The sequence below is a fragment of the Streptomyces fructofermentans genome (assembly GCF_014651055.1).
Taxonomy (GTDB): domain Bacteria; phylum Actinomycetota; class Actinomycetes; order Streptomycetales; family Streptomycetaceae; genus Streptomyces; species Streptomyces fructofermentans.
In genome coordinates this window covers 1-24392 of sequence record NZ_BMWD01000052.1, presented here as the reverse complement: position 1 = coordinate 24392, position 24392 = coordinate 1, and the positions used below count along the sequence as shown (strand labels likewise).

Genomic DNA, 24392 nt, shown 5'->3' with positions numbered 1-24392 from the left:
CGACGCCAAGGCGTCGGGCCCCACCCATGTCCCGGTGCTGTTCAGGCTGTCTACCAGCGGTACCAGCGGCCGCGCTTGCCGCCGCTGGCCGTCGGGCGGATCACGAATCCGAGAACCCATACGATCAGGACGATCACGGCGATCCACCAGAGTGCCTTGAGTGCGAAACCGGCACCGAAGAGGATCAGGGCGAGCAGAAGAACAAGAAGAATAGGAACCATGATTATCAACCTCCGGACCCTCGTGTGCCCTGCGGTCCGATCCTCATTCCTGCGGGTCGCAGGTATTTCTGGAGTGAGTACGCGACTCGGAAGCGTGGCGGTCATCGGGTGGTTTGAGGATGTGATGCGGGGTGACACGGAGGGCGTACCTGAGTTCCGATTGAGGCAGGGGTGAGTGGTTGTGGCTGCGGACGAGAAGGCGCAGGCCAAGGGTGAGCAGGCCGAGGGCAAGGTCAAGAAGGTTGTCGGCGGCGCGGTCGGCAACCAGTCCCTGAAGGCCGAGGGCCAGGCCAAGGAGTCTCAGGGCGACCTGCGTGAGGCCAAGGAGAAGGCCAAGGACGCCGTCCGCCCCAAGTAGGCGCGCAGCACACCTGATCCCGGCAGCCTGGTGGCTGCCGGGATCAGTATTGCCGGGCTGCTGTACGAGTTGGGCTGGGCGGGCAGCTCTGGGGCGGAGCGGTGCTCCCTGGGTGCTGCGCCCCGCAACGCCGCAGGAACAGCCGTTTGGCTGCGGTTGGTGTCCGCGCGCGGGCGAACCAAGGCGTCGGGATGCTCTGGGGCGGCGCCAGCGACGCGCAGGCGGCCTTCGGTGACCTCGACGGATGCGGACCCGCCGTGCTGGGCCCGTATGGGACAACTGACGACGGCGTCTGCTTACCGGGCGGAGTTCTCGGCCCGTGTCGACCGACCGGTCCTGTCCCGACGTCCCGATCCGCAACGTCGTGGGGAGCCGCGGCCCGGCCGTTGGGTACGGGGCCGGACGATCTGGAGCGCAGCCGGGCGCGTCGATCGCGCGTTGGCCGGGCACGCGGCTGCGTGGAAGCGAGTCTCGGGGCAGGACGGGAGGCATGACTGCAACGCTTGGTGCCTTTGTCCTCGGTACGCCGGATCCTTGCGCGTTGGCCGACTTCTACCGGGCTCTGCTCGGCCGGCAGGAGGTCGAGCGAGGGCCGGAGTGGGTCCGCCTCACGGCTTTGGGGCAAGAACGCCCCAGCCTCAGCTTCCAGTTGGAGAGCGATCACCTTGCTCCGACGTGGCCGCAGCGCCCGGGTGCCCAGCTGTCTCTTCCTGCCGGGTGCCGAGGGCTGCGGTCAGGGTGCGGATCGCGGTCGACGGGGTTATGGACCCTCCGTGAACGCGGTGGCGTGGTCGGCGGCCCACTGGTGAAACGTTCGCGGCGGTGTTCCGAGGATGTCGGCGACCGCAGTGGTGATGTACGCGGGTTGTCCGACCGCCGCGCTCCACGCGTTGAGCAGCATGTCGATGACCGATTTGGGTGCCGTGCCCTCCGACAGGCTCCGGAACTCGTCCGGTGTCATTTCCTCGAATGGGATCCGGTGTCCCAGGGCGTCACCGATGATGCCCACCTGTGCGGCCTGGGTCAGAGACTCGGGGCCCGTGAGCACGTAGTCGCCTCCGACGTGTCCGTCTTGGTGGAGCGTCCGCGCCGCGACGGCTGCGACGTCGCGGTCGTCGATCGGTGCCGTCTCGGCAGCGCCGTAAGGCCACCGGACGACCTCGCGGGAGCGGATCGCGGGTGCCCACCAGGCCAGCGAGTTCGACGAGAGCATCCCAGGCCGGATGATCGTCGACTCGAGTCCGGTGGCCGCGATGAGTCGTTCGATGTCGGCGTGCAGCGTCGCCATGGGGTTGGGCTGTTGGAAGAAGGGGTGCGGCGTCTGGTGCGGGGAGGACAGGAAGACGACCCGCCGCAGGTGGGCGGCCAGTCGCTCGACGACCGCTGCGGCTGTCTGTGGCGGGGCGGTCCAGACGAGGAAGACCGCACCGGCGCCGTTCAATGCCGGGTCGAGCGACTCGGGCGCGGTGAGGTCGCCGGTGAACACCTCGACCTTCGCCGGCAGCGTCGCCGCAGCCTCGGCGCGATGGGTGAGGGCGCGGACCGGTATGCCCGCATCGAGGAGTTGGTCGACGACGACGCGGCCGACCCGGCCCGTTGCCCCGGTTACGAGCACGGGAGGAATGTGTGTCTGATCCATGCGTCCATGAAAGCATTACTAGGTTAAAAAAGCGACTCGATAACGAATCTCAAGCCGGTCGGGTGACCGAGCCGACGGGACCGACGCTCTCGAGGCGCTGCGGGCGCTGGTGAAGCGGACGGTGTTCCCTCAATCGGCTGGGGCGATGGCCATGCGCCGGTGGCACGGGGGTCGGGCCACCGTGGCCGCATTCGTGGGTGTGGCCGTGGCAGGCGGAGCAGGGGCCGGCCTGGCTGGTGGAGCGGGTGAAGGTGGACGGGGCCGGTTCGCCGAGCGGCCGTGGGGGAGTACCGCCGCGGCGAGGCCGAAGAGCGCCGGGGTGCCGGTCCGTGCTGCGCGGGGGAGAGGACGGGGCGGACGGCCGGCGGTGAGTCGACGATGTCGAGCGCGGTGTCCGGGCGGCGGTGGCGGCAGCGCGTAGGCCCGATGCGAGCAGCTTGCGGGCTTCGTCGCGGGTATTGGTTCGGCGGGCTCATTTCCCGGGACAAGCTGTTCACGTGTCGGCTTCACAGGAGGGCGCCGGCCTTCGTGCGCTGGCCTGCGGCGGTGGCGTCGAAGGATGGCGGTCTTGAACAGAGGGATGGCCCGGCGCCATGACAGAGGAACCGGGCCATCTGAGACTGCGCATCGGTCGGGGGTTGCGCCGGTGCGGTCCACCTTGTCAACGACGGCACGCTCCCGCAGTCACGACTGGCGGCCTTGTGGAGGGTAGGGCTGTCGTGGGTTGAGCCGCCGCGGTGGCCGGCTCGTCGCTGCCGGTGCCTGGCCCTGCCCCTGTTCGCGTCAGTGCTGCGGCCGGGCCGTTCCACGGCGTCCGCCGTCGACGGAGGCGGGGGGCCCGCGCCGACCTCGCTTCACTCGCCACGATCAAGGTTCGGGCGTTCTCGGCAGTCCCGGGAACGGCCCGACGCGTCAGGAACGCCTCCGCCTGGCGAGCACGAGCAGACCGGCCCCGGCGACCAGGACGCCTGCGGCGATGCCCAGGAGCAGCACCGGGCCGGACGCGCCGGTCTGTGCCAGCGGTTCGCTCCCGCCGTGGGCTGCGAGGCCGGAGTCGTCGCCGCTGGCCGCGCCGGCTTTCGCGCCGTTGTCGCCGGCCGCATCCGCGCCGGTTTCCGCGTCCGGACCCTCGTGCCCCGGCGCCGACGACTCACCGCCACTCGTGGCGGACCCTGCGGCGGCTCCGAAGCTGTAGGCGCCCCGGTCCGGCGTGCCGCCCTTGCGGGTCGCCCCGGTGAAGTCCGTGGTTGTGGCCGGGAACGGGGTGGCGGAGCCTATGGCGGGTGAGCCCTTCGCGAGGCGGAAGTCCGCGTTCGGGCTCTGGCCGGGGGCCGTGAACCTCGGGTCGGCGATGATGTCGTGCGGTCCCTTGGCCTCGGGTGCCTTGCCGCCGAAGTAGACGTTGTAGTCGTACGTGACCTTCACATTGCGGGACTTGCTGTTGGTGGCCTGGCCCGGGCGGCCGTAGGCGATGTTGTTGAGGAGCCGTACGTCGGTGCTGTCGTGGGCGAAGATGTTGGCGTAGGGCGTTTTGATGCGGGTGCTGCGGCCGTTGAGATAGGCCGTGTTGTTGACGATGTCGACGTGCTGGCTCTTGTAGGCGTGAATACCTGATCCGCCGTTGTCGTAGGCGATGTTGTTGGTGACCAGGATGCGTCCGTTGTAGGCCGGCCTCCCGCGCTCGGCGTCGCCCTTCGTCGTGTCGACGATGATGCCGTTGCCGTCGGAATAGCAGCGGCAGCCCTCCCACTTGACCTTGGTCTCGTTGTCGTGGACGCGGTTGTCGGTGATGCGGATCTTGTACGTCCGCGGGTCGCCGCCACCGGTGTCGCGGGGGGTGAGGATGGAGATGCCGCTGGTGCCGTAGACGGTGAACCAGGAGTTGGAGTGCACGTGGTTGCCGGTGATGGCGACGTGGTCAGCCTCGATTGCGGAGATCCCGCCGCCCGCGCAGCCGTGCACCAGGTTGCCGGAGATGTCGACGTGGTGGGGGAACGTGCCGGACTCCCGGTTCTTCTCCACGGATATGCAGTTGGTGTTGTACGTGGGGTCGGTCTTGCTCGACGAGCGTTCGGCGTCGGTCAGGGACAGAGCGGCATTGTTGCCCTTGACCTCCAGGTTCTTGATGACGATGTGCGACGCGCCGTAGACGCTGATGCCATTCCAGGCCGTCTTCGGGTTCAGGGTCGGCCGGTGGCCGGGATGGGCCGTGAAGGTGATAGGAGCCCCGGGACGCCCCGAGCGTTTGATGGTGAGCACGTTGGAGCCCTTGCGGGGCTCGGTGTACGTCCCGTTCATCACGGAGACGACGTCGCCTGGGCCGGCCAGGTCCGCGGCCTTCTGGAGTGTGCGGAACGGCGATCCGGCCGACGTGCCGGGGTTGGAATCGCTGCCGCTGGAGCTCACGAAGTAGGTGGGGGCGGGGGTCTTCGCGTGCAGGGACGTACGGGAGACGCGAGTCTTCGCGGGGGCGGCCGGCGCGGGGCCGCGCGGGGTCGTGCTCCTGGGCGCGGTGGGGGCGGGCGTGCTCGTCATCGTCGACGGACCTGTCCGGGAGGCTGTACTGCGCGCGTCGACGGAGTTCTCCGCCCCCGACGGGACCATGACGAGGCCCGTCACGACGAGTGCGGCCATCCCGGCGGCGACGGTCGCGCCCGTCGCCTTGGAGGAGAGTCCGCCGAGCAGACCATGGTCGTCACGCGGGCGGCCGGTCGCGCGGCGACCGTGCCCGCGGGGCGCCGACCGGTGAGCGGTGTGCCGGGTGGGCGCGGTCGGGTGGGGGTGACCCCCGGCGCCGGCATCGACAGGGTTGTCGACGGTCGAACCCGGCCCGTCGACGGCGTCCGCCGGACCTCCCGCCTCGCCGAGTGCCGGCTGTCCGGCCGGCCCGTTCCACCCCGTCGCCCCGGCCGCTCCAAGATCTCCCGTGCGGCCCGGTACGAGCAGGGGCAGGCCCGCGAGCAGCCGCTCTGGTGGGACCAGCCGGCCGACGGAATGACCGCACGACTCGCAGAAACGAAGGTGCCGGGCGATCCGCTTGCGCAGCAGAGGGCTGGGAGCCGGGTCGCCGGGGCCGGCGAGCTCGGTCAGCTCCGCGCAGCGCGGGGTGCGGGACAGTGCTCGAACGACCGTCCGCGCCACGTCCAGTTGGGTCTTCATCCGCTGGACCTGGACCGCCAGATGGGTCGCCGGAAGGCTCATGGCCGCCGCGATGTCCTTCCGGGACAGCCGTCCGCACGCCTCCAGCCACCACAGCGACAGCAGGTCGCGGTACGACGGGTCGAGCCACGCGGTGGCCGCGGCGACCTGCCGCTGCTCGACGGTGAGCGACTGCCGCAGCAGGAAGAGGGTCGCGAAGTCGGGTTCCGGCGAGTGCCGTTCGTCGGCGTGCTCCAGGGTCGTCAGCCGGCCGGACCGCGCCCTGCGCCGGGCGTCGGTGAGTTGGCGGACCGCGATGGCCACCAGCCACGAGCGGAACTTCGCCGTGTCACGCAGGTCCGGCAGCGCACGGATCACCGCGACCATGGTGTCCTGCACGATGTCGTCGACGTCGAGGTCGGTCTCCGCCGCCCGCCCGACCACGTTGTAGACCAGCGGCAGGGCGCCTGCGGTGAGCCGTTCGACGGCTCCGGCGTCCCCGTCGCGGGCCGCCTCGACGGTGCGGCGGTCCGGAAACGTGTCGGTCCCGTGGGACCCGTCATGTCGCATGCGATACATCCTCGGACAAGAGCAGGTGTGGCTGCTCCGGTGGGCGGTTGTCGCAACAGGAGACGATCCGACGCCGCGGGGATAACACTTTTCGCACCCCGGGCCTCGCCTGCCTTCCTCCTCTCCGGACAGCCGCCCCTTGGATCGGCCCGCCGCACGGCGTCGGGCAGGTCGAGTCGAGGGCGCCGTGCCGGCAGCCGTGTCGCCGGCCCCGCTGGTCGTCACCGGGTGACGAGCGGGCGGCGGTGCAGTTCATCGGTCCGCGATGTAGTCACCGCGACCTTGGTCACTTCGTCCGGACATGAGCCCGACCGTGTCTCGATGGAGGCTGCTGCCCACAGGTCGGCATGGACCACTTCATGAACCCACCAGGGAGTTCCACCCAGCTGACTCAGCGGCTGTGGCAGGTCCTCACGGAGCGGCCCGATCTGGGGTCGTCGGGCCGGTATGCGCAACCGTGCGACTTGCCGCGCACCCTTCCGGCGGTGTCGCAGACTGAGGGGATGCGATCCGAACACCGGCTGCTGCACACCCCGCCCGACACGGCGCCCCCGCCCGACCCGCCCCGGGTGGCGTGGCGAAAGCAGATGCGTGAGCGCGTCCTGGACGAGGCATGGCTGCTCGCCTCGGAGGCCGGATGGGATCACGTGCGGGTCGCGGACCTCGCCGTGCGCGCCGAGGTCTCCCGCCCTTCCATATATGCCGAGTTCGGCAATCGGGCCGGCATAGGGCAGGCGCTGGTGCACCGCGAGACGGAGCGCTTCCTGGCGGGTGTGGCGGAGGTGCTCGAGGTGCGGCGGGACGACGTTGCCGCCGCTCTGGAAGCCGGGGTCGCATACGCCCTGGCAGAAGCGGCGCGCAACCCGTTCATCCGCGCCGTGGTGACCGCCGCCCGCGGTGGCACCGATGCCCTGCTGCCGTTCTTGACGAGCCGACCCGAGCCGGTGTTCTCCCAGGCGTGGCACCTGGTGGCTGCCTGGCTGGGCAATGTGGCGCCACGAGTGAGCGAGAGCGATCGCCTGGAAGCGGCCGACAGCCTGGTCCGGCTGACCATCAGCCATATGCTCATGCCCTCCTCCGACGCCGGGGCCTGCCGGCGGGTGGCCCGTGCTGCATGTGCGGGCCTCGAGCCGGCACCGCGGGAACCGCAGAGCGGACCGTGAAGCGGCGAACAGGCCCCCCGCAGCACAGCGGCGTCGGTGCGGCAGTTCCCGTTCCGCCACCCCCGCGCTTTCGAACCGACGCCGTCCCGCGGTGACAGCGCATTCCCCGCAGAGCGTCATGTGATCGTCTCGAGAGGAGGGCGCGCTGTGCCGGCGGGGTCACCATGGCCGACGTCGCGCGCACGACCGGGGCGCCGTCCGCGAGGTGTCCTCCGTGCTGTCCGGCAAGCGCCCCGTAGCTCGCCGGACGCGGACCGCGGTCGAAACCGCGATCGCCGAGCCGGGCTTCAGAGCCGAAGCGACGCGCCAGACCTGGCACGGATGTCGGATGCGCGGTCACGTGGCCTCATCGGGGCTCTCCCGGATGGGCCGCCGTCAGTCGCTCGCGTGCGGCCGGATGGAGGTTGGCACGCCCCGCGTCACCTGCGTGGTGCGCCAGGAGTCTCGAGTCCATGACCCTTCGCCACAGGGGCGGAACCCAGGCCAGGACGATCATCGTGGCGTAGCCGGAGGGCAGTTGAGGTGCCTCGTCGAAGTGGCGCAGGGTCTGGTAGCGGCGCAGCGGGTTGGCGTGGTGGTCGGAATGGCGCTGGAGCTGGAACAGGAAGAGGTTGCTGATCGTGTTGTTGCTGTTCCAGCTGTGGCGCGGTGCCACCCGCTCGTAGCGGCCGTCCGGGCGGCGGTTGCGCAGGAGCCCGTAGTGCTCCACGTAGTTGACTGTCTCCAGGAGGCAGAATCCGAGGACGGCCTGCAGGACGAGGTAGGGCAGCACCACCCATCCGAATACCGCAGTGAGGGCGCCGAAGAGGGCAGCGGAGATCGCCCACGCGGTGAGGACGTCGTTGTGCCGGCCCCACACCCGATGCCCGCGACGGGTCAGTCTGCGGCTCTCCAGATGCCAGGCAGAACGGACGCTGCCGACGACGGTGCGCGGCAGGAACCTGTAGAAGCTTTCGCCCATGCGGGAACTGGCGGGGTCCTCCGGTGTGGCGACGCGTACGTGGTGCCCGTGGTTGTGCTCCACGTAGAAGTGGCCGTACCAGCTCTGGGCGAGCGCCATCCGGCTCAGTCGGCGCTCCAACTGCTGCCGTTTGTGCCCGAGTTCGTGGGCCGTGTTGATCGCCACTCCGGCCACCACCCCAGTGGTCGCGGCGAGTCCCAGCCCGTCGGCGAGAGAGAGCCCGCCCCGGGACCAGACACCGCACGCCCAGACCAGGGCACCGAACTGCAGCGGCAGATAGAGGTACGTGCACCAACGGTAGTAGTGGTCAGCCTCCAGCCTCTTCATCACCGCCTCGGGCGGATTGGCGCTGTCCGTGCCAGTGACATGATCGAAGAGGGGCACGAGGACGAAGGCGAAGAAGGGGCCCCACCACCAGAAGATCTCGAGCCCGCTCACCCGGGTCAGCAGACCCGCCTGGAACGGAAGCGTGGGCACGGCCAGGGCGAGAAGCCACAGATGACGCTTCGGATCCCGCCATCGGAGTGCGTCGCCGTCAGGAAACTGTTCTGCCATGAGGCCTCTCTCGTCGATGCGCGCTTCCGCCGGTCCCGCCCGGGATTCCGGCGGAAGCGCTCGCACGAGAGTGTCATCACCATGTTCGGGTGACAAACGCTGCTCCGTGTAAATATTTTGACTATCCGTCAGCTGAATCGGTCAGACGAAATGCCTGTCGCGGCGAGGCGACTCCCTTTGATCGAGGCGGCGGCCGGGGACGCGCTTGCCACTGCCGCGGCGGCCGCCGACTTCCTCCAGCATCCGAACGGCGGCGCAGACGCGCCCCGGCCGACAGCGGGCCGTCGTGCCGCCCGCGCGGTGAGGTGCCGGTTCATCGGCCTCGCCCGGGGGGCGGCTGGCGACGAGGTGCCTCAGACGAACACGATGCCGTCCAGCAGTTTCTGCAGGCGCAGTCCGTACTGGGCGTCGAGTTCGGCGGACGTCCCGGTGCGCACGGCGGTCGCGAACTCGCGGCGCAGGACGGGCCAGCACTCCTCGTGGTCGATCTCGGCCGTGTCGTAGACCAGGGGCTTGCCGGGCCCGAACAGTTCGACCCGGGTGATCGCTCGCTCCACGTTGACGGACCCGGACAGCGACGCCTGGCTCACGGCGCCGTTGGCGTGTTCGCAGGTCAGCTCGATCCACTGGCGGGGGTCGCCGGTGGCTCGGATGCCGGTGATGGGGCCGACGGCCGTGTCGAGGAGGTCGATCAGGTGAGGGCCGAGGTCGAGCAGGGCGCCGTGTTCGAGACGCCAGCCGGTGGCCATCTCGCCGGCGAGGAAGGCTCCGTGGAGGTAGCAGGAGCGGGCGCCGCGGACGTCGAGGGTGCGCGCGGCGTCGACGAACGCGCGGGTCGTGGGGTGGTAGCGCTTGGTGAGAACGAACTGGGAGACCACACCCGCCTCCGCGACGGCGTCCGCCACGCGCTGGGCGGCGGCCAGGTCGGGACCCAGGGGCTTTTCCAGGAGGACGGCCTTGCCCGCCTTCGCCGCCAGCGGGGCAAGCTCGGCCTGGACGGCGGGCGGTACCGCGAAGGCGACGGCCTCGCAGTGGTTCAGCAACTCGTCGAAATCGGCGGCGACATGTGCCGCGTGCGGTGCCGCGGCCTCGCGCGCCGCGTCGGTGCGGCGGGCCCAGACGGCGGCCAGTCGCGTCTCGGGGCCGGCGGCGAGGACGCGGGCGTGCATGGCACGTGCCCACGGGCCGGCGCCCACGAGCCCGACCTCGACGGGTCGGTGGGGCCAGGACGGAAGATCGGTCGTCACTGCTGCTTCCTTGTTGCTCTCGGTGGCGCGGGGGGTCATGGGGACAGCCGGCTGAGGCGGTCGTCGGCGTGGTCGGAGGAGTAGAGCAACCTGACGACCATGGCGGCGGCGCCCACGAGGCCCGCGCGGTCGCCGAGTTGCGAGGAGACGATGTTGAGGTTGGCGGTGGTGCGCGGCATGGCCCGCTGGTAGAGAACCTCGCGCACCCCGGTGGTGAACGGAATGCCCGCGAGATCTCCGGCGATCATGAGGACGCCCGGGTTGAGGAGGGTGACGACGGTCGCCAGCACGGCGCCCACCAGGTGCCCGGCCTGCCGGGCGAGCCGGATCGCTTCGGGATTGCCGTCGGCGAGCAGGCGCCGGACGTCGGAGCCCGAGGCGGTCGGCAGGCCCTGTTCGGACAGGGCCCGCGCCAGCGCCCTGCCGCTGGCCACGGCGGCCAGGCAGCCGTACGAGCCGCACATGCACAGGGCGTCCGGATGATCGTGCAGGCGGATGTGCCCGATGTCGCCGGCGCCTCCGTCGATGCCTCGGTAGACGTCGTGGCCGATCACCACGCCGGCGCCGATACCGGTGGAGACTTTGACGAGGGCGAAGGAGGCGCAGTCGGGGTAGTGGGCCTGCTGTTCGGCCAGCGCCATGAGGTTGGCGTCGTTGTCGACGAAGACCGGAATCGGCCCGGCCTCCCCGCTCTCGCCCACGTGCGCGGCGTAGACCTCCTGGAGCCGTTCACGGATGGGGTACTGGTCCCAGCCGGGCATGATCGGCGGCTGGACGACGCGGGCCGTCTCCCAGTGGACGGGTCCGGGCACCGACAGGCCGATGCCGCAGACGGCGGCCGGGGTGATGCCGGCTGCCCCGATCAGGTCGGGCAGGCAGCCGGCCACCCGGTCGAGGACCTGATCGGGCCCTTGGGTGATGTCCAGGTTCCCGGTGTGCTCGGCCAGGATCGTCCCCGCGAGGTCCACGACCGCGACGCGGACGTGCCGGGTCTCCAGGTCCACCGCGATGACGGAGGCGTGGCCGGGATCGAACTCGATCTGTTCGCACGGCCGGCCGCCGGTGGAGGTGCCGGTGGTGTGCCGTAACCAGCCGGCCCGGTTCAGCAGGTCGAGGCGCTGCCCGACGGTTGAGCGGGAGAGTCCGGTCACACGCTGGAGGTCGGCGCGGGTGTTGGCGCGGCCGCCACGGATGAACTGGAGCAGTTCCCCCGCGCTGACCTGATGCGATGTCATCGGCTCTTCCTCACGGTTCAGCTCTTGTCGGCGCCGCTGGTCAGCCCCTCGGTCAGGAGGCGCTCGGCGGCAAAGAACAGAAGTACCACGGGGATCGTCAGAACGACGGAGCCGGCCATGAGGACGGTCTTCGGCACCTCGATGCCGTTGGACAGCTGGGCCAGGCCCAGGGAGACGGTCCACTTGTCGGGGTCGGCGGCCAGGAAGAGCAGCGCGAAGAGGAACTCGTTCCAGGCGATCATGAATACGTACAGGCCGGTCGCCATGAGGGAGGGCAGGGCCAGCGGCAGGATCACCTTGCGCATGGTCTGGATCCGGGAGGCTCCGTCGAGCGCCGCGGCCTCCTCGATGGAGGCGGGGATGGTGACGAGGTAGTTCTTCAGCATGTAGATCGTCACGGGCACGGTCTGGGCCACGTAGACGATCGCCAGACCGACCAGGCTGGAGGACAGCCCGACCTTGGCGAAGATGACGAACAGCGGGACGGCCAGCAGGGTCGTCGGGAAGAGGTACACCGCAAGGAAGAGCGCGCTGATCTGGCGGTGGCCGAAGAACTTCAGCCGGCTGACGGCGTAGGCGCCGGGCACGGCGGCCACGAGGGTCAGGATCACTGTTCCCAGCGACACCAGCGCGGAGTTGAGCAGGAACTTGAGGAAGCCCTGCCCGCCGTCGTCCGTGGAGCGCAGGACGTCCTCGTAGGTGGAGAAGGTGAAGTCCTTCGCCGAGATCCACAGGGAGCCGGGGTCGAGCAGGAGCGCGTCGATGGGCTTCAGTGACAGAAGCACCATGTAGTAGAAGGGGATCACGGTGATCACTACGAGGAACGCGATGACGAACCAGCGCAGGACGCCGAAGAACCGATCCTCGAACTGGGCCCTCGTCAGGGCCGTCTTGCGGGTCACGCTTCCTCCTGGACCTTGTTGCCGAAGAACTTGAAGTAGATGCCCAGCAGGATCACCAGGCAGCCGGCCAGGACGAGAGCCTGGGCGGCCGCGGCGCCCACGTCGTAGCGGGCGGTGAGGAAGTCGTAGACGCGCACGGCGGCGACGTCGGTGCCCGCGCCTCCTCCGGTGAGGAGATAGACGTCGTCGAACTTGTTGAAGGTAAGGATGAACCGCAACACGCACAGCAGGGCGATCACGGGCATCAGCTGCGGCAGCAGGACGTGCCGGAAGCGCTGGGTGGGAGTGGCCCCGTCGACCAGCGCGGCCTCCTCCAGACCGTCGGGCACCGCCTGGAGCCGGGCCAGGATGAACAGGAAGGCGAACGGGAAGTAGCGCCAGATCTCGAAGGCGATGACGGTCAGCAGGGCCAGCGGGATGTCGAAGTGCACACCCAGCACGTGCACTTCGTACGCGCGGGTGGACAGGAACGCGATGGGGTCGTCCCAGCCGAACAGGCGCCGTCCCCAGTCGTTGACGATGCCGTACTGCGGGCTGAGCGCGACCTCCCAGACGAAGGCGACGGCGACGACGGGCGCGCAGTAGGGCAACAGCATCGCGGCGCGCAGCAGTCCGCGCCCCCGGAAGGGCTTGCGCAGCGCCAGCGCGGCGATCAGGCCCAGGCCGATGGAGCCGAAGGTGGCGCCGGCCGTGTACACCAAGGTGGTGTACAGGCTGGACCAGAAGCCCGCCGAGTCGAAGACCTGCGTGAAGTTGTCCAGGGACCAGTTCCCGAACAGGCCCATGCCCTGGATGTCGACGAGCTTTGCCTTCTGGAAGGCGAGCAGCACGGTCCAGGTGATGGGCAGGACGACCACCACGAGGACGACGAGGAAGGTGGGGGAGACGAACGCCAGGCCCGCCCGGTTCTCGCGTCGGCTGGCGGTCATCGGACGCCGGGCCGGGGACGCGGAGCGTGCGGACGTCCGGGGGGTGGAATCCCGGCGCTGCGGCGCGCCGGCTGGGGCTGTTGTAGTCATGAGAGACCTTCGTGAAGTGCAGGTGGGCGGCTACTGCAGAGACTTCTTCAGGGCGGTGACTTCCTCGTCGGCCTCCCGTGCGGCCTCCGTGGGACTGGTCTGTCCGCCCGACATGGCGCCGATGGCCTTGGGTACCGGCAGTTCACCGTTGGTGGCGCCCACCAGTGCGCCCTCGCCCTGGGTGATGCCCCAGCGGTGCATGTTGCTGACGCCGTCGGCGAGCTGGTCGAGCAGGCTGTCGGGGAAGACCTCGTCGAGCGGCTTGCGGGTGTCGACGCCGATGTCGCTGTGGCGCCAGGCATTCAGGTAGCGCTCGGGGTCGGACGCGGTGCCCTCGCGGACCGGGATCTTGCCCTCGGGCGCGAGGCCGAACCAGGACTCGTAGCCGGTGCCCATCATGTACTCGATGAACTCCTGCGAGGCCGCGGTCTCGGCGGTCTTGGTGGTCACCCAGGAGGTGATCTCGCCGAACTGCGCGGCGTCCTTCGCGTCGGGGCCCTTCATCGCGGTGACGATGCCGCTGTGGTCCGAGAGGTACTGCGGGTCCTTCTTGCATTCGGGGCAGCTGGGCAGGGCGTCCTTGCGCAGCCCGGCCAGCTCGTCCAGCAGGAACGAGGACCAGATGACCATGGAGGACCGGCCGGCGAAGTAGGTGGCCCGGGTGGAGTCCACGGTCTGGGTGCCGGGGGCGCCGTAGGCGCGGGTGAGCTGGTCGTAGGCCTTGAAGGCCGTCTCGCACTGCGGGGAGTCGAGGGCCACCTCGTGCCGGTCGTCGACCAGCTGGCAGTCGTTGGCGAGGGCGATGCTCTCGAAGCTCTGGGAGGTGAAGGCGTCGCTGGGGTCGGTGGCGGCCGAGATGCCGTCGCGGCCCTTGGTGGTGAGCGCCTTGGCGGCGGCCAGTGTCCTGGCGTAGGTGTCGGGTGCCGCCAGGCCCTTCTTGTCCAGCTGGTCCTTGCGGTAGACCAGCAGCTGGAGCCAGGCGTCCGAGGGCACACCGAGGCTGGTGGCGCCGTCGGAGGTCAGCTCCAGCGCGTTCGCGTTGAAGGTGTTTCGTCCCAGTTCGTCGACGATCCGCTTCGGGATGTCCGTGTTCAGCAGACCGTTGCTGTACATCTGCCAGACCTGGCCCATCGGGGCCGCGCCGATGACGTCGGGCAGCTTCCCGGAGGCCGCCGCCGACATGATCAGCTGCGGCATCTGTGCCTCGTCGACCCCGACGAGATTCACCTTGATCCCGGTCTTCCTCTCGAACCCGCCGATGACCTTCTGCGTCGCCGCGACGCGGTCAGGGAGGTTCTCCTGGGACCAGACGGTGATCTCACGGTCCGGTCTGCCGGGCCCGGTGCTCTGGGCGCAGCCCGAGAGCAGGCCGATTCCCACGGCTGCTGTGATGCCGACCGCGGTCGTCCTCGACCTCAGGGTCCTGATGCGCATCGCGTGTCCTCGTTCCGACTTATGTAAACCTGGTAGGCATCTCAGCAGCAGTTTTGCTTGTTGACAAGACATAAGTTCGAGATATTCTCGCCACAACCTGTTAACAACCCCTCGGAGCTCCCCGTGGAACGCGTCGTCCAATTCACCGCCCCCCGTCAGGTGGAGGTCGCCGAGCACGTCAGTGCCGAGCTGCCGCCCGGCCATCTGCGCGTGCGCACCCGCTACTCGGGGATCTCCGCGGGCACCGAGCTGACCGCCTACCGCGGCACCAACCCGTACCTGACCCGGACCTGGGATCCCGAGGCGCGGCTCTTCCGCGACGGCGCGGCCGGCATCGAATACCCGGTGGCCGGCTGGGGCTACTCGGAGGTCGGCGAGGTCCTGGAGGTCTCTCCCGAACTGGTGGACACCCCGGGCATGCCCGTCCCCGGCGACCTGGTCTGGGGCATCTGGGGACATCGCAGCGAGGGCATCGTCCCCGCCGAGCGCATGGTCGGCCACACGCTGCCTGCCGGACTGGAGCCGCTCGCCGGCGCGTTCGCCCGGGTCGGCGCCATTGCATACAACGCCGTGCTGGCCGGCGACATCCACGTCGGCGAGGACGTCGCCGTGTTCGGACAGGGCGTCATCGGCCTGCTCGCCACCCGGCTCGCCCAGCTCAACGGTGCCCGCGTGACAGCCGTCGACGCCCTCGACGGCCGTCTGGAGACCGCCAAGCACTATGGCGCCCACCACACCCTGAACGCCCGCAACGACGCCGTCGCCGAACGCGTCCGCGAAGCCACCGGCGGCCTCGGCGCCGACCTCGCCATCGAAATCAGCGGCGCCTACCCCGCCCTGCACGAAGCCCTGCGCTCGGTCGCCGTCGGCGGCCGGGTCGTGGCCTCCGGCTTCTACCAGGGCGACGGCATCGGCCTGCGCCTCGGCGACGAGTTCCACCACAACCGCGTCCAGCTGATCTGCTCGCAGATCGGCGGCGTGCCCCCGCAGCTGTCGAACCGCTGGACGGTCGAACGCCTCCAGCAGACCTTCCTGCGCCTGGTCGCCGAGGGACAGGTCGACGTTTCCGCCCTGGTCAGCCACGTCGTCCCGGTCGCCGAGGCCGCCGACGCCTACGTCCTGCTGGACGAGCGCCCTGCCGAGGCCCTGCAGGTCGTCCTGGAGTTCTGAGACCGGATGTCAAAGACCGGATTTTCTGAAAGGCCCCCCATGCTCAAGACCGCCGTCCAGGAACAACTCCTGCCCGGGGACACCCTCCAGGCCAAGTGGGACTTCGCCCAGCAGGCCGGGTACGACGCCATCGAACTGCGCGGCAAGGGCGACCTCCACTTCGCCTCCCGCCTCGACGAACTCAAGCAGGCCCGCAAGGACGGCGTCGTCATGCCGACCGTCTGCGTGGACATGCTGCACTTCCTCGGCGCCTTCGACGACGACCTGCGCCGCGACGCCGTGGCGCAGATGAAGTCCCAGCTCACCGTGATCGCCGAGATCGGCGGTGTGGGCGCCCAGACCCCCGCCTCGTACGGCATGTTCTCCCGCCGGCTGCCCCCCTTCGAGCCGCCGCGCACCGAGTCGGAGGACCGTGAGGTGCTCCTCGCCGGCCTCACCGAACTCGGCGAGCACGCCCGCAAGGAGGGCGTCACGCTCTTCCTGGAGCCGCTCAACCGCTACGAGGACCACATGGTCAACCGCCTCGACCAGGCCGCCGACCTGATACGCGCCGTCGGCCTGGACTCGGTCCGCATCGGCATCGACAGCTACCACATGAACATCGAGGAGACCGACCCCGCCGCCGCGATCCTCGCGCACGCCGACCTCATCGGCCACGCCCAGGTCTCCGACTCCAACCGCTTCCAGCCCGGTGCCGGACACCTCGACTGGTCCAGCTGGCTCGGCGCCCTGCGCACCATCGGCTACGACGGCCACCTCGCCCTCGAGTGCCGCCTGACCGGTGACCCCCTGCAGGCCGTCCACTCCGTCCCCGGCTTCCTCAAGAGGTCCGGCGCGTGAACTCGCTCGAGGGCCTTCTCGACCGGCCCGCGCCCGCCGCGCCCGCAGACCTGACCCTGCGGCGCGGTGCGGCGCGGGTCCTGACGGACAACTGGACGGGCTCCTCCACCGTTCCCTCCCGCACCCTCTACCCCCACCAGTGGAGCTGGGACTCCGCCTTCATCGCCATCGGCCGGCGCCACCTCTCCGCACGCCGCGCCCAGCAGGAACTGGAATCCCTGCTGGCCACGCAGTGGGCCGACGGGCGCGTCCCGCACATCGTCTTCAACCCCGCCGTGGCCGCCGACGCGTACTTCCCCAGCCCGGACTTCTGGCGGTCCTCCGAGGCCGGCCGGGCGGCGGGCGCCCCAGCGGCCCCCGAGACCTCCGGCATCGTCCAGCCGCCGGTGCACGCCCTGGCGGCGTGGCTCGTGCACCTGGCCGACCCGGCCGAGTCCCGCCGCAGGGGTTTCCTCGCCCGCGTCCACCCCCGCCTCGCCGCCTGGCACGACTACCTGCTGACCCGCCGCGACCTCGGTGGCCGGGGACTGGCCGCCATCGTCCACCCATGGGAACCCGGCATGGACAACAGCCCGTGCTGGGACCGGGCCCTCGCGCGCGTGGAACCCGCCACCCCCGACACGTTCCGGCGGGCCGACCTCGCCCACGGCCAGCCCGCCGACCGGCCCACCGACCTGGACTACGGCCGGTACGTACGGCTGGCCGCCGACTACCGGGAAGCCGGCTACGACGACCGGGCGGCCCCGCACCACTTCGCCCTGGAGGACCCCACCTTCAACGCCCTGCTGATCACGAGCGAACTGGCCCTTGCCGCCATGTCCCGCGAGCTGGGCCTGCCGCACGAGCGGTACATCGAGCGGGCCGACCGGCTCACCCGCACGCTGGTGGAGCGGCTCTGGGACGAGGAAGCCGGCCTGTTCCGGGTGCGCGACCTGCACGACGACACCCTGGTCGACGAGGACAGCGTCAGCGGGCTGATCCCGCTGCTCGTCCCGCACCTGCCGAAGGACGTGGTCCGGCGTCTGAGCGCCACCCTCCTCGGCCCCCGCTTCAGGGCCCCGGCCACGGAACTGGTCCCCAGCTACGACCTGACCGGCCACGCCTTCGACAAGCACCGCTACTGGCGCGGACCGGCCTGGTTCAACACCGCCTGGCTGATCCACCGGGGCCTGCGCACCCACGGCCTCCACCAGGAGGCCGAGCGGATCCGCGCGGGCTTCCTCGACCAGGCCGGACGCTCCGGGTTCGCCGAGTACATCGATCCTGACACCGGCGAGGGCCGCGGCGCCCGGCTCTTCTCCTGGACCGCCGCCCTCGCACTCGACCTGCTCTGCGCCGACCACGAGGAGCTCCGGCCATGACCGCCGACACCCGCATCCAGTTGGTCCGGGACGCCACGTTCGTCCGTCTGACGACGGACGGGGCGATCACCGGCAGCCGCGGCAGCGCCCCCGACGGGCTGTACGCCCAGGACGCCCGGCACCTCAGCCGCTGGCAGCTCACCGTCGACGGCACCGACCCCGTCGCCCTGGTGCCCGCGACGGCCGAGACCGACGACACGGCCGCCTGCGTGCTGAGCCCCGAGGGCACCCGGGACGATCCGCCCGCCTACACCGTCTTCCGGCGGCAGAGCGTCGACGTGGCCACGTTCACCGAACACCTGCGCCTGGTGAGCAACCGCCCCGACGCGGTGAGCGCCCACGTCGAACTCACCGTCGACAGCGACTTCGCGGACCTCTTCGAACTCCGGGCCGACGACCGCCGCTACGACAAGCCCGGCGCCGAGCACGACATCCGCGCCACCGCGGACGGGCTGCGCTTCTCCTACCGCAGAGCGGACTGGCACGCCGACACCGAGGTCGTCTGCCGCCCCGCCCCCGACACGATCACCCACGCCCGGTCCGGCACCCGGGCCACCGCCCGCACGCTCAGCTGGCACGTGCCCCTCGACGCCCATGGCTCGGCCGAGCTGCACCTGACCGTCCACGCCCGCCCCCACGGCCGGCCGCAGCGCACCGACACCGCCGAGCAGCCCTCACGGCGGAGGGCGTCCGCGCAGGCCGAGGGAACGGACGACCTGTCCCTCGCCTGCGAGCGCGGCCTGGCCGACATCGACCTGCTGACGATCCCGGTCACCGGTCTGGACGGCGAGGACGTGCGCGTCCCCGCCGCCGGCATCCCGTGGTTCCTCACCCTGTTCGGCCGCGACTCACTGCTGACGTCGTACTTCCTGCTCCCGTACCGGCCCGCGACGGCGGCCGCCGTCCTGAGCGCCCTCGCCGCCACCCAGGGGGAGCGGTACGACGCCTTCAGCGGCGAGCAGCCCGGACGCATCGTCCACGAGACCCGGCACGGTGAACTCGCCCACTTCCGGCAGATTCCCTACGGCCGGTACTACGGCGCCGTCGACGCCACCCCGCTCTTCCTCGTCCTGCTCCACGCCCACCACGAGACGACAGGCGACGCCGCGCTCGCGAAGCGCCTGGAGACGCACGCACGGCATGCCGTCGACTGGATGCTCACCGACGGCGGCCTGGACAAGCACGGTTACCTCGTCTATGACCCCGACCCGGGCGGACTGGTCAACCAGAACTGGAAGGACTCCGCAGGCGCCATCTGCTTCAGCGACGGCACCCAGGCCGAGGGCCCCATCGCCGTGTCCGAGGCGCAGGGCTACGCCTACGACGCGCTCCTGCGCACCGCCGAACTCGCCCAGGACATCTGGCTGGACGAGGCGTACGCGCGTCGGCTCCGGGAGACGGCAGCCCGGCTGCGGGAGCGCTTCGCCGCGGACTTCTGGATGACGGAGGCCGACTTCCCGGCCCTCGCGCTGGACGGTTCGGGCCGCCAGGTCGACGCGCTGGCCTCCGACGCGGGACACCTGCTCTGGTCGGGCATCCTCGACCCGCGGCGCGCACAGCGCGTGGGGCGGCGACTGCTGGAGCCGGACTTCTTCTCCGGCTGGGCCGTCCGCACCCTCGCCGCCGGTCAACGCCCCTACCACCCGCTCTCCTACCACCGCGGCAGCGCGTGGCCCCACGACAACGCCGTCATCGCCCTCGGCCTTGCCCGGCAGGGTCTCACCGACGAGCTCCGCACCCTCACCGAGGGCCTCGTCGCGGCGGCGGCCCGGCACGCGTACCGCTTGCCCGAGGTCCTCGCGGGCTACGACCGCTCGGCCACCGCGGGGCCGGTGCCGTACCCCCACTCCTGCTCACCGCAGGCCTGGGCGGCCGCCACCCCGCTGGCGCTGAGGACCGCGCTCGCCCGGTCCTGAGCCGGCCGATCCGCCGGGACCAGGTGTCCCGGCCCCGCGACCAGCCGGGTCCTTCCTCTCCGAGTGCCTGAGCACTCGGAGAGAAAGGGCCCGTCCCCTCCGAGGGGCACCGGCCTCGTCACCGCCAGACGACGGTCACCGCACCACAGGGCTCACCACAGCACGCGGCCGTCATGGCGACGCACCCGGTCACCGGCTCCCCGGGGCACGTCGAGACTCCAGCGCACGCGCTCGCCACGCTCCAGGCCTGCGATGTGGGCGCGGCATGCGTCGGCGAGTACCTGGTCGAGCGGTCCTGACCTGACATCGGGGACTGCCACCCTGGAGGGCATGACGAGCTCCACTCCGCCGCTGAGGGAAGCCGCCCGCGCCGTCGTCGTCGACGACGACGACGATCGCGTCCTGCTGCTGCGCTACGACGAGAACGGCGGCTTCTGGGCGACGCCCGGGGGCTCACTGGAGGACGGGGAGGACCACTCCACGGCGACGCTCCGCGAGCTGAGCGAAGAACTCGGTATCGACGAGAAGGCGGTCGAACTGGGGGCGCAGCTCGCGGAGCGCAGCAAGGACCACCTCGTCGGCGGCCGGGAGGTCCGCCAGGTGGAGAAGTACTTCCTCACCCGAGTCTCCGCCGCCGACGTCGACCCGGCCCGGGCATCACAGCCCGACAACATCCGCGAACACCGCTGGTGGACCCTCGCCGAACTGCGAGCCACGGCCCAGACCGTCTACCCTCGGGGGCTCGCCGACCTGCTCACCAGCGTCCTCACGCACGGTGCACCCATGCGCCCCGTCGTCCTGGCCGGATGAGTCTTTGATGCCGGGTCAGGCTGTCCTGCGGCGATCTGCCAGAAGCAGCGCGAGGGGCCCGGCGGGGAGGAGGAAGCGGCCCTCGTGCACGGCCTGGAGCGCGTCGCTCATCGGCCACCACATCAGCTTGAAATCTTGCTCTGTCTCGGTGAGTTCCTGGGCTCCGAGCGCCAGGCCCCGGGCCTCGTAGATGTGGACGCGGGCCGTAGATCCCAGTGTGATCAGGTGCGAGCCCAAGAGGTGCCACTGTTCGGCAGCTACTCCGGCTTCCTCGCGAAGTTCGCGACGGGCGCAGTCCAGCGGGGTCTCCCCGGCTTCCCGGCGGCCGCCGGGAAGGAACAGGTACTCGCCTCCGTGGTGCGGAAAGTCGGCGCTCAGCAGCGCAACAAGGTCGTTCGCGTCGAGTGCAAGGACCACGGAGGCGTCGCGCATTTCTCCATTGCTCATGGCAGGCGAGCGTAGCGGTCAGCCGTGTATCCAGGCCGCAAAAGGTACGTTCCACACAGCGGGGTGGGCGATGCCGCGGCCGTGGAATCCGTCGTCTCCGTAGGCATCGCCCTGGTCGGCACACATGATCACGAGCCACCGGCCCCGGGCGGCCAGCCCGTCGAGTAGGCGAACTACATGCTCGTCGGCGTAGGCGAGTGCCGCAGCCTGGGATGCAGCAGTGTCGGTACTGCTTCCCAGATAGTGACCATGGGGGACGTGCGTGGCGGAGACGTTGACGAACAGGAACAGCGGTTGGCGGCCGTCGTAGCGGTCGGCGATGTCGAGAGCCTGGTCTGTCTGGTGGCGGGTGGAGTCGGCATTCGGGGAGCAGAACTCGGGCCTCCAGTGCGCCTCGTGGAACATGGCAGGCAGGACCGACCCGAGGGGCGTTTCGCTGGAGAAGTAGGTGACCCCACCGACGCATACGGTGCGGTAACCGTGAACGGCGAGCCCGTCGAGGAGATTCGGCGCGTCGAACACGAACGTCTGCGGTGGTACCTCCTTGAACGCCGGCGGTCGGCATTCCCACAGTCGTGCCGGCTGCCGGGGCTGGGGCAGCTTGGGCAGGAAGCCGGAGAAGAACGCCATGTGCGCGGGCAGAGTGAAGGTGCCGGGCGTCTGTCGGCGTTCCCATTGGCCGTCCGGCAGGACCCCGGCAAGGCGGGGCGTACGGCCGTCCTCCAGTGTGCTGTGGGCGACGTCGTGGCGCAGGGAGTCGAGCGTCACGAACAGAATGGAGGTGCCGGACTCGATGATTCGTGCTGCGTCGATCATGAACGGGCTCCGTCGGCCATCGGGGGAGGCCAGGATTCGATTGTGCCTTTGTCCTTGGTGTTCACGGGGATCGGGACGTGGTCGCAGTCGATGAGATCGCGGATGTCTGAGAGCCCGGTGCTCTCGTCCAGGAGCGTGCCGTGCCGGGTGTAGAGGCGGATCCGCACTGTGTCGTTGGTGGGTTCCGTCGACAGCCAGGCGGCCGGTGACTCCAGACCCTTGGCAGTGGCGAGCAGTTCCTGCTCGGACGCATGTCCGAGCAGGTGGACGGTGCAGGCGTAATGCTGAGCGTTGATCGCTCCCTGGCACAGACGGTCGGCGAACCGGGCACTGACTCGATGCCCGTCATGGGCCACGGCGAGGCCGGAGGCCTTCAGGGTGACGACCAGGCAGGCGCCCAGCCACCAGCCGACGGCTTCGTGGATCTGTTTGGGGTGGCGCCCGATGGCGCCGCCGTCACGGATGACGGCGGCCGTGTCGATGGGACTAAGCAAGAGTGTGCTCCAGATCGGAGATGACCCAGTCGGCGAGTTCGCCCGGCGTCTTGTCGTCGGTGTCGAGCCAGACCGCGGTGTCGTCGCTTTCGGCCGCCTTGGCGAAGTTGGCGAGGAGTCGTGGCAGCCGATCGGGGATGGTGAGCAGTTCGGTGTCGTCACTCTTCACGTCCGTTTTGACGGCCAGCCGCTCGCGAAGTGCAGACTCCGAGCAACGCAGGTAGTAGGTGCGAGTGGGGGCGGCCAGGTAAGGGCGAAAGGGCTCCAGGAGTGCGGTGACGGTATCCATGGGCACGTTGTGGACGGCGGAGTGGCAAGCGATGACTGACGACCGGTAGCGGTCCGCCACCACGGGGCCGTGCGCTCCCGCGTGCCGTATTCGGTCGGCTGTGTGGAGCAGCCCGGACAGGTAGAACCCGAATTGGGGCAGTGGCCGCAGTTGTCGCCTGACGAGCGCGGACATGCCGGTGAACGGCTCGGGCAGCGTGTGAAGGACGGATGCTTTCAGACGCGCGGCGAGCAGGCCGGCCAGCGTGGATTTGCCGATGCCGGATACGCCTTCCAGAACGATGACCGGGTGCTCGGTCTCGTAGGAGACGGGCTCGTAGGGTGGTGGCATGCGGGTCACAACGTCCCCTCCGTGAAGGATGCGATGTGGCTGGCGACGGCGGCCGCCAGTTGTTCCGGGTCGGACAGCAACTCGGTGACGCTCAAGCGCAGGTCTTCGCGCAAGAGGCACGGCTGAACGCCGCCGTTGTGGTCCACGCGCAGAGCCCAGAAACCCTCCACGCACTGAGGGCGCAGCAGGCAGGCGCCACACTGGCCGACGTGGTGGCGGCCGAGGTTGCGGTGAATCACGTCGATTTCGACGCCGTCGATGTTGAAGACGCGTCGGCCTTGGCCCACCCCGGCGACTTCGATGCGCTCGTCCGCCGTCAGGGTGCGCAGGTAGGTCAGGATCGCCTCGGCCGACACGGCGGAGGTCGCGCGGGATTCGTTGAAGTCGGTACCCACCAATTCGATGAACTGCACGGGCAGACGGCGTTCCAGGGCGAAGTCGAGGATGCGCTCAACCTCGTGCGCGTTTTCCCTTTGCAGCAGGGTGTTCAGCTCCACCCGCTCGAACACCTCTCGGGCTGCTTCAATGCCGTCGAGGACGGCGTCGATGCCGACGCGGGTTCCGGCGATGGCCTTCAGGGACTCGTCGGAGAAGTAGTGGAGCGACACCTTCACCTTGTCCAGGCGGGTGCGCGCGAGCCATGCCTGGTGGGCGCGGATCCGGGTCCCGTTGGTGATCAGCGTGTATGAGGCATCCGGATCGTGCGGCGGCAGGCCTGCCAGGATCGGCCGGGCCATGGGCGAGGTCAGCGGCTCCCCGCCAGTGAAGTAGACGCGCTTGAGGCCTTCGTGCATCAGCGAGCGGATCAACGTCAGGTATCCGTCCGCGTCCAGCGCTCGGGGGCGTGGTTGCCGGGAACGGTCCACCTTGGTCAGCGGGGGCGGAACATCGCCCTCGTTGTGACAGAACCAGCAAGCGATGTTGCACCGCGGCGTCAAGGAGACGCGGAGTTGACCGCGCAGGGCGGCGAAGTTTCTCAGGGCTGTGACGTCAACCGAGTCGGCTTCCACCGGCTGGGTCAGCGGGTGCATGCGGCCTCCAGAGCATCCGTGAGATTGGGCCCTCCGGCGCCCCGTCGGGGACGCGAGGCGGCGAAGGAATTGGGCGCCAGCGCGGGAGAGGGCTCCCTGCGCCGGACTTGCGGCCTGCCGGATGGCCTGGGTGCGGACGACTTCCGGGCCACCGGGCGAGGGGTCAAGAGATCGTGCGCAGAAATGTGCCGAGGAGCTGTTCGTGCGGGATGGGGCCGGGCCGGAACCGGTCCAGGAGGTCTGCGAGGGGCCACGGGGGGACGAGGCGGTCGCCGCGGCACGGGCGGAGCCAGTACGGGCCCGGGGGCTCCGTCTGTCGCATGGGCGGTAGCGCGAGCTCGTACGGTGCGCCGAGGCAGGTGCCGTACCTGTGCGGTCCCCATGTGTCCACGTACTCGTCTGAGTGCACCACCGAGTACGAAGTTCTGTGCACCACTGCTCAGGCC

Annotated in this window: 22 protein-coding genes; 8 read left to right on the top strand and 14 right to left on the bottom strand. The window is 70.1% G+C overall.

The window, feature by feature from the left end; genetic code table 11:
* Positions 1-50: 50 nt before the first annotated feature.
* Entirely contained in the window at positions 51-221 is a 171-nt protein-coding gene (locus IE265_RS36970; protein WP_067385923.1) for a hydrophobic protein, read from the bottom strand.
* A 181-nt stretch (positions 222-402) separates the two neighbouring features.
* Between IE265_RS36970 and IE265_RS36965 the strand changes: the two genes are divergently transcribed.
* Positions 403-579, top strand: a complete 177-nt coding sequence (locus IE265_RS36965) for a CsbD family protein (RefSeq protein WP_190040175.1) — start codon at positions 403-405, stop codon at positions 577-579.
* Positions 580-1339: 760 nt separating this feature from the next.
* Here IE265_RS36965 and IE265_RS36960 read toward each other — a convergent pair.
* Positions 1340-2218, bottom strand: coding sequence for an SDR family oxidoreductase (locus tag IE265_RS36960; protein WP_229916949.1), 879 nt, complete (start codon positions 2216-2218; stop codon positions 1340-1342).
* A 912-nt stretch (positions 2219-3130) separates the two neighbouring features.
* On the bottom strand, positions 3131-5926 hold the full coding sequence (locus tag IE265_RS36955) for a sigma-70 family RNA polymerase sigma factor (RefSeq protein ID WP_190040174.1): 2796 nt from the start codon (positions 5924-5926) through the stop codon (positions 3131-3133).
* A 503-nt stretch (positions 5927-6429) separates the two neighbouring features.
* Here IE265_RS36955 and IE265_RS36950 point away from each other — a divergent pair.
* Positions 6430-7089 (top strand): TetR/AcrR family transcriptional regulator, encoded by a 660-nt coding sequence (locus tag IE265_RS36950; RefSeq protein WP_190040173.1) that lies wholly within the window; start codon positions 6430-6432, stop codon positions 7087-7089.
* Between the two features lie 346 nt (positions 7090-7435).
* Here the strand turns inward: IE265_RS36950 and IE265_RS36945 are convergent, their stop codons facing one another.
* The 6 genes from IE265_RS36945 to IE265_RS36920 form a co-directional block, all read right to left on the bottom strand.
* Positions 7436-8605 (bottom strand): alkane 1-monooxygenase, encoded by a 1170-nt coding sequence (locus IE265_RS36945; RefSeq protein ID WP_190040172.1) that lies wholly within the window; start codon positions 8603-8605, stop codon positions 7436-7438.
* A gap of 353 nt (positions 8606-8958) precedes the next feature.
* A complete protein-coding gene (locus tag IE265_RS36940) occupies positions 8959-9852 on the bottom strand; it encodes a Gfo/Idh/MocA family protein (protein WP_268255921.1) in 894 nt (297 codons plus the stop codon).
* Positions 9853-9887: 35 nt separating this feature from the next.
* Positions 9888-11087, bottom strand: coding sequence for an ROK family transcriptional regulator (locus IE265_RS36935; RefSeq protein WP_190040170.1), 1200 nt, complete (start codon positions 11085-11087; stop codon positions 9888-9890).
* A 17-nt stretch (positions 11088-11104) separates the two neighbouring features.
* Complete coding sequence (locus IE265_RS36930) at positions 11105-11989, bottom strand: carbohydrate ABC transporter permease (RefSeq protein ID WP_190040169.1); 885 nt, start codon at positions 11987-11989, stop codon at positions 11105-11107.
* Positions 11986-13008 (bottom strand): carbohydrate ABC transporter permease, encoded by a 1023-nt coding sequence (locus tag IE265_RS36925; protein ID WP_190040168.1) that lies wholly within the window; start codon positions 13006-13008, stop codon positions 11986-11988. Before IE265_RS36925 ends, IE265_RS36930 begins: the two co-directional genes overlap by 4 nt.
* Before the next feature lie 30 nt (positions 13009-13038).
* Positions 13039-14442, bottom strand: a complete 1404-nt coding sequence (locus IE265_RS36920) for an ABC transporter substrate-binding protein (RefSeq protein WP_190040167.1) — start codon at positions 14440-14442, stop codon at positions 13039-13041.
* Positions 14443-14565: 123 nt separating this feature from the next.
* On the opposite strand from IE265_RS36920, the gene IE265_RS36915 reads away from it, so the two are divergent.
* The 6 genes from IE265_RS36915 (at position 14566) to IE265_RS36895 (ending at position 20539) form a co-directional block, all read left to right on the top strand.
* Positions 14566-15612: a zinc-dependent alcohol dehydrogenase gene (locus IE265_RS36915; RefSeq protein WP_190040166.1), complete on the top strand. Its 1047-nt coding sequence runs from the start codon at positions 14566-14568 to the stop codon at positions 15610-15612.
* Between the two features lie 39 nt (positions 15613-15651).
* Entirely contained in the window at positions 15652-16452 is an 801-nt protein-coding gene (locus tag IE265_RS36910; protein ID WP_190040165.1) for a sugar phosphate isomerase/epimerase family protein, read from the top strand.
* Complete coding sequence (locus tag IE265_RS36905) at positions 16449-17813, top strand: MGH1-like glycoside hydrolase domain-containing protein (RefSeq protein ID WP_190040164.1); 1365 nt, start codon at positions 16449-16451, stop codon at positions 17811-17813. The genes IE265_RS36910 and IE265_RS36905 overlap by 4 nt, the downstream gene beginning before the upstream one ends.
* On the top strand, positions 17810-19729 hold the full coding sequence (locus IE265_RS36900) for an amylo-alpha-1,6-glucosidase (protein WP_190040163.1): 1920 nt from the start codon (positions 17810-17812) through the stop codon (positions 19727-19729). Before IE265_RS36905 ends, IE265_RS36900 begins: the two co-directional genes overlap by 4 nt.
* Positions 19730-19902: 173 nt before the next feature.
* Positions 19903-20028: a hypothetical protein gene (locus tag IE265_RS39065; RefSeq protein WP_268255920.1), complete on the top strand. Its 126-nt coding sequence runs from the start codon at positions 19903-19905 to the stop codon at positions 20026-20028.
* A 31-nt stretch (positions 20029-20059) separates the two neighbouring features.
* Positions 20060-20539 (top strand): NUDIX hydrolase, encoded by a 480-nt coding sequence (locus IE265_RS36895; RefSeq protein ID WP_190040162.1) that lies wholly within the window; start codon positions 20060-20062, stop codon positions 20537-20539.
* A gap of 15 nt (positions 20540-20554) precedes the next feature.
* Here the strand turns inward: IE265_RS36895 and IE265_RS36890 are convergent, their stop codons facing one another.
* The 5 genes from IE265_RS36890 to IE265_RS36870 are packed head-to-tail and all read right to left on the bottom strand — an operon-like array spanning position 20555 to position 23946.
* Positions 20555-20986 (bottom strand): NUDIX hydrolase, encoded by a 432-nt coding sequence (locus IE265_RS36890; RefSeq protein WP_229916948.1) that lies wholly within the window; start codon positions 20984-20986, stop codon positions 20555-20557.
* An 18-nt stretch (positions 20987-21004) separates the two neighbouring features.
* Entirely contained in the window at positions 21005-21802 is a 798-nt protein-coding gene (locus IE265_RS36885; protein WP_190040161.1) for an STM4013/SEN3800 family hydrolase, read from the bottom strand.
* Complete coding sequence (locus tag IE265_RS36880) at positions 21799-22296, bottom strand: hypothetical protein (RefSeq protein WP_190040160.1); 498 nt, start codon at positions 22294-22296, stop codon at positions 21799-21801. The genes IE265_RS36885 and IE265_RS36880 overlap by 4 nt, the downstream gene beginning before the upstream one ends.
* Complete coding sequence (locus IE265_RS36875; protein WP_190040176.1) at positions 22289-22915, bottom strand: dTMP kinase; 627 nt, start codon at positions 22913-22915, stop codon at positions 22289-22291. The genes IE265_RS36880 and IE265_RS36875 overlap by 8 nt, the downstream gene beginning before the upstream one ends.
* Before the next feature lie 5 nt (positions 22916-22920).
* Entirely contained in the window at positions 22921-23946 is a 1026-nt protein-coding gene (locus tag IE265_RS36870) for a radical SAM protein (protein ID WP_190040159.1), read from the bottom strand.
* Positions 23947-24392 lie beyond the last annotated feature (446 nt).

Bases quoted from the DNA above. Each gene is read 5' to 3' on its own strand.
- IE265_RS36970 (WP_067385923.1), bottom strand. From the start codon at position 221: ATGGTTCCTATTCTTCTTGTTCTTCTGCTCGCCCTGATCCTCTTCGGT.
- IE265_RS36960 (WP_229916949.1), bottom strand. From the start codon at position 2,218: ATGGATCAGACACACATTCCTCCCGTGCTCGTAACCGGGGCAACGGGC.
- IE265_RS36955 (WP_190040174.1), bottom strand. From the start codon at position 5,926: ATGCGACATGACGGGTCCCACGGGACCGACACGTTTCCGGACCGCCGC.
- IE265_RS36950 (WP_190040173.1), top strand. From the start codon at position 6,430: ATGCGATCCGAACACCGGCTGCTGCACACCCCGCCCGACACGGCGCCC.
- IE265_RS36945 (WP_190040172.1), bottom strand. From the start codon at position 8,605: ATGGCAGAACAGTTTCCTGACGGCGACGCACTCCGATGGCGGGATCCG.
- IE265_RS36935 (WP_190040170.1), bottom strand. From the start codon at position 11,087: ATGACATCGCATCAGGTCAGCGCGGGGGAACTGCTCCAGTTCATCCGT.
- IE265_RS36925 (WP_190040168.1), bottom strand. From the start codon at position 13,008: ATGACTACAACAGCCCCAGCCGGCGCGCCGCAGCGCCGGGATTCCACC.
- IE265_RS36920 (WP_190040167.1), bottom strand. From the start codon at position 14,442: ATGCGCATCAGGACCCTGAGGTCGAGGACGACCGCGGTCGGCATCACA.
- IE265_RS36910 (WP_190040165.1), top strand. From the start codon at position 15,652: ATGCTCAAGACCGCCGTCCAGGAACAACTCCTGCCCGGGGACACCCTC.
- IE265_RS36900 (WP_190040163.1), top strand. From the start codon at position 17,810: ATGACCGCCGACACCCGCATCCAGTTGGTCCGGGACGCCACGTTCGTC.
- IE265_RS39065 (WP_268255920.1), top strand. From the start codon at position 19,903: ATGGCGACGCACCCGGTCACCGGCTCCCCGGGGCACGTCGAGACTCCA.
- IE265_RS36895 (WP_190040162.1), top strand. From the start codon at position 20,060: ATGACGAGCTCCACTCCGCCGCTGAGGGAAGCCGCCCGCGCCGTCGTC.
- IE265_RS36890 (WP_229916948.1), bottom strand. From the start codon at position 20,986: ATGAGCAATGGAGAAATGCGCGACGCCTCCGTGGTCCTTGCACTCGAC.
- IE265_RS36885 (WP_190040161.1), bottom strand. From the start codon at position 21,802: ATGATCGACGCAGCACGAATCATCGAGTCCGGCACCTCCATTCTGTTC.
- IE265_RS36875 (WP_190040176.1), bottom strand. From the start codon at position 22,915: ATGCCACCACCCTACGAGCCCGTCTCCTACGAGACCGAGCACCCGGTC.
- IE265_RS36870 (WP_190040159.1), bottom strand. From the start codon at position 23,946: ATGCACCCGCTGACCCAGCCGGTGGAAGCCGACTCGGTTGACGTCACA.